Raw genomic sequence first — 4,142 nt, 5'->3', positions numbered from 1 at the left:
CGCGGCGCGCGCCGACACGTCACCGCCGGCCGCGGCGGACACCGCCCGCCCCCGCCCCGCTCCGACGCGCGCCGGCGCCGGCGCCGTCGACACCCTGCGCGACAACTATCCGGAGCCCGCGGCGGAGAACCCGGTGACACTGCCGACCGCCGTGTCCCGGCCCAAGGTGAGCCAGACGGAGACGGCGCGCTTCCTGAACGAGTTCGGGACTCCCGCGATGTCGGGACCCGTCACCCTCACCGCCGACGGCGAGAGCCTGCGGATCACTCCGACGACGCTCGGCGCCCATCTGACGGCGAAACCGGACGACAAGGGCCGGCTCGTCCCCACGCTCGACTCCCAGGCGCTGATCCGCGACCCGGCGGTGGCACGCCCGCTCGAAGCGATCGCCACCGGCCCGGTCGAGGCCACGCTGGGAGTGGAGGGCGGCCGGGTGGTGGTGCTGTCGGACGGCCGCGCGGGCCACGAGGTGACCGCGAAGGCCCTGGGCGACGCGGTGATGCCGTTGCTGCCGAAGAAGGGCGAGGCCGCGCGGACCGGGCCGGTGGCCACCCGGCTGATCCAGCCGGTCCTCACCCGGAAGTCGGTGGCGGAGATGGGGATCAAGGAGCAGATGTCGACCTTCACGGTCAACTTCCCCACCGCGCCCTACCGGACGACGAACATCGGCCGGGCGGTCGAGCTGATCAACGGCTCGCTGGTGAAGCCGGGTGAGGTCTGGAGCTTCAACGAGACCGTCGGTGAGCGCACCAAGGAGAACGGCTTCGTCGACGGCACGATGATCCTCGACGGGCAGTACCACTCGGCGCCGGGCGGCGGGGTCTCCGCCGTCGCCACCACGGTCTTCAACGCGATCTTCTTCGCCGGGGTCAAGCCGATCGAGTACGGGGCGCACTCCTTCTACATCGAGCGGTACCCGCCGGGCCGGGAGGCGACCGTGGCCTGGGGAACGCTGGACCTGAAGTTCCGCAACAACTCCGACGCGTCGATCTACATCCAGGCGAAGGCCACGGACTCCTCGGTGACCATCACCTTCCTGGGCACGAAGAAGTACGACGCCGTGGAGGCGGTGGAGGGCCCCCGCACCAACCTCACGGAGCCCGCCGAGCGGAAGGGCACCGGTCCCAAGTGCGAGCCGCAACCCCCGCTGGAGGGCTTCGACATCACCGTGGACCGGGTCTTCCGCGACGACGGGGCGGAGGTGGGCCGGGAGACCTTCCGCACCCACTACACGCCGCGCGACCGCGTCACCTGCGAATGACGTGATCAGGAGCGCACGAGTGGCGCCTCCGCCGCGAGCACCTGGAGCAGATGCGTGACCGCCTCCGCGACGGCGGTGCGCGCCGGGCCGAGGTAGCGGCGCGGGTCGACGGTCGTGCCGTTCTCTCCCAGGTGGGTCCGGACGGCCAGGGTGAACGCCTTGTTGAGATGGGTGGAGACGTTCACCTTCGTCATGCCGGCGCTGATCGCCCAGCTCAGGTCCACATCTCCGACCCCGGACGAACCGTGCAGCACGAGGGGTACGCCCACGGCCTCGCGCAGCCGTGAGACGAGCGCGAAGTCGAGGACGGCGTCCCGGGTGAGCATCGCGTGGGAGCTGCCGACGGCCACGGCGAGCGCGTCGACGGCGGTGGCGGCGACGAACGCCCGCGCCTCGTCCGGATCGGTGCGGACACCGGGGGCGTGGGCGCCGTCCTTGCCGCCGACCTCGCCCAGTTCGGCCTCCACCCAGACCTCGTGGCGGTGGCAGTACTCCGTCATCTCGCGGGTGGCGGCCACGTTCTCCTCGTACGGGAGGGTGGACGCGTCGAACATGACGGAGCCGAAGCCGAGGGCGACGGCCTCGCGCACGAGCTCGGGCGATTCGGCGTGGTCGAGGTGGACGGAGACCGGGATGGCTGCCCGGCGGGCGATGGCGAGGGCGGCGAGCCCGATGGGTTCCAGCGAGCCGTGGTAGCGCGCCGTGTTCTCGCTGATCTGGAGGATCACGGGGAGTCCCGCAGCCTCGGCCCCGGCCACGATGGCCTGCGCATGCTCGATCTGGATCACGTTGAACGCCCCTGCGCCGGCGTTCCGCTCTCGCGCGCCGAGGACGATCTCGTCGGTGGTGGTCAGTGGCATCAGGCCCGCTCCGCCCCATCGGTGGTCAGGACGACGGACCGGGTGAGGTTGCGCGGCCGGTCGGGGTCCTGGCCCTGCACCTCGGCGAGCAGGACGGCGAGTCGCTGCGCCCTGATCAGGTCGGCCATCGGGTCGAGGTGGTCGTCGGCGTCGCCCGACTCGGCGACGAGGGTGCCGCCCACGCGGTCGACGTCGTCGGCGAGTCCGGTGGGGACGGGGCCGAAGGACCAGGCCACCCGGCCGGGCGCGGTGATGCTGATGGGGCCGTGGCGGTACTCCATGGCGGGGTACGCCTCGGTCCAGGCGCCCGCGGCCTCGCGCATCTTCAGTCCGGCTTCGAGGGCGAGGCCGTAGGTCCAGCCGGTGCCGAGGAAGGTGTACTGCTCGGCGCCGGTGATCTCGGCGGCGAGGGGTTCGGCGATGGCCCGCTCGGCGTCCTTGGCCGCCCGCTCCACCGTCCTGACCCCGGCCGGAAGGGCGTCCTCGGCCTCCAGGTGGGCGCGGAGCAGGGCGAGGGCGGTGGTGGCGAAGCGGGTCTGCACCACCGACTCCTCGTCGGCGAAGTCGAGTACGGCCACGGCGTCGGCGGCCGCCATGACGGGGGTCTCGGGGTCGGCGGTGAGGGCGCCGGTGGCGACGGTGCCCTTGACGCGGTTCAGCAGGTCGAGGACCTCGGTCGTGGTGCCGGAGCGGGTGATCGCCAGGATCCGGTCGTAGCGGCGCCCGAGGGGGAACTCGGAGGCGGCGAAGGCGTCGGTCTCGCCGTGGCCGCCGCTCTCGCGGAGCTGGGCGTAGGCCTGCGCGATGAACCAGGAGGTGCCGCAGCCGACCACCGCGACGCGTTCGCCGCGCACCGGGAGGGCGGCACGGTGCCGGGGCAGGGTCTCGGCGGCCTTGCGCCAGGACTCGGGCTGGGAGGCGATTTCGACGGCGGTGCGGGAGGGGGAGAGTCCCGAGGTGGGCACGTGCGGCTCCTTCACTGGCGAGTGATGTTCACTCTTGCTCGTAAGAGCATACTTTCAAGCAACTTCGAGCACCTGTTCTGTGTGCAGTATCCATCAGTCGAAGCCTCGGGTCCAGGGATCCCACGGCCGTTCGGGCTAAAATCGCGATCATGTCGAAGCACGAGCGGTGGAACACGCTCCTCGAACTCCTCGCCGCCACCGGCAGGCTGGAGGTCGAGGACGCCGCGGCGACGCTCGACGTCTCCCCGGCCACGATCCGCCGGGACCTGGACGAGCTCGCCGAACAGCGACTCCTCGTCCGTACCCGCGGCGGGGCGGTGCCGCAAGGGGTGTCGTACGAGCTTCCGTTGCGCTACAAGTCCTCCCGGCACGCCTCGGAGAAGCAGCGGATCGCCGCGGCCGTGGCGGACCTCGTCCACGAGGGGGAGGTCGTGGGTCTCAACGGCGGGACGACGACGACCGAGGTGGCCCGCTCCCTGGCGCTGCGCTTCGCGGGCGGTGGCGCACGGGAGACGGTCGGCACTCCGGCCCTGACCGTGGTCACCAACGCGCTCAACATCGCGGGCGAGCTCGCCGTCCGGCCGCAGATCAAGATCGTGGTGTCCGGGGGCGTGGCCCGCTCGCAGACGTACGAGTTGGTCGGCCCGCTGGCCGCCGGGGTGCTGGACGAGGTCGTGCTCGACATCGTGGTCCTCGGTGTCGACGGCATCGACCCGCGGCTCGGGCTCATGGCCCATCACGAGGACGAGGCCGGGATCAGCCGGCTCTTCGCCGAGCGGGCGAGCCGGGTCGTCGTGGCCGCCGACTCCTCGAAGCTCGGCAGGCGGGCCTTCGCCAGGATCTGCGGGGTCGACCGCGTGGACGTCCTGGTGACGGACGAGGGGATCCCGGCGGAGGCGGTGCGGGAGTTGACGGACGCGGGCGTGCGGGTCGTCACCGTCTGACCCCCCGCCCCGCCCCCCCCCCCCCCCCCCCCCCCCCCCGGCGATCCCCCCACCCCCGCCCCCCCCCACGGGGCGGCCGACACGTCGTCGGCCTGAACCCCCCGTTCACCCG

4 protein-coding genes are annotated in these 4,142 nt (G+C 72.5%); 2 read left to right on the top strand and 2 right to left on the bottom strand.

Annotation, left to right across the window (positions count from 1 at the left end; genetic code table 11):
- Positions 1-1,261 (top strand): VanW family protein (locus ACFVZW_RS00200; RefSeq protein ID WP_384514411.1); only part of this gene is annotated, 1,261 nt, incomplete at its 5' end.
- A gap of 5 nt (positions 1,262-1,266) precedes the next feature.
- On the opposite strand, the gene ACFVZW_RS00195 is transcribed toward ACFVZW_RS00200, so the two are convergent.
- Positions 1,267-2,121, bottom strand: a complete 855-nt coding sequence (locus ACFVZW_RS00195) for a ketose-bisphosphate aldolase (RefSeq protein WP_384514408.1) — start codon at positions 2,119-2,121, stop codon at positions 1,267-1,269.
- Positions 2,121-3,086, bottom strand: coding sequence for an SIS domain-containing protein (locus ACFVZW_RS00190; protein WP_384514405.1), 966 nt, complete (start codon positions 3,084-3,086; stop codon positions 2,121-2,123). The genes ACFVZW_RS00195 and ACFVZW_RS00190 overlap by 1 nt, the downstream gene beginning before the upstream one ends.
- 149 nt (positions 3,087-3,235) lie before the next feature.
- On the opposite strand from ACFVZW_RS00190, the gene ACFVZW_RS00185 reads away from it, so the two are divergent.
- Entirely contained in the window at positions 3,236-4,030 is a 795-nt protein-coding gene (locus ACFVZW_RS00185; RefSeq protein WP_384514402.1) for a DeoR/GlpR family DNA-binding transcription regulator, read from the top strand.
- Positions 4,031-4,142: the final 112 nt, after the last annotated feature.

Origin of the sequence: Streptomyces sp. NPDC059567, from assembly GCF_042735655.1 — a bacterium.
Lineage (GTDB): Bacteria > Actinomycetota > Actinomycetes > Streptomycetales > Streptomycetaceae > Streptomyces.
Note: the sequence above shows the minus strand (reverse complement) of the source record. Positions and strands in the feature narration are given on the sequence as shown.

Coding starts and splice junctions, on each gene's coding strand:
- ACFVZW_RS00195 (WP_384514408.1), bottom strand. CDS start 2,121: ATGCCACTGACCACCACCGACGAGATCGTCCTCGGCGCGCGAGAGCGG.
- ACFVZW_RS00185 (WP_384514402.1), top strand. CDS start 3,236: ATGTCGAAGCACGAGCGGTGGAACACGCTCCTCGAACTCCTCGCCGCC.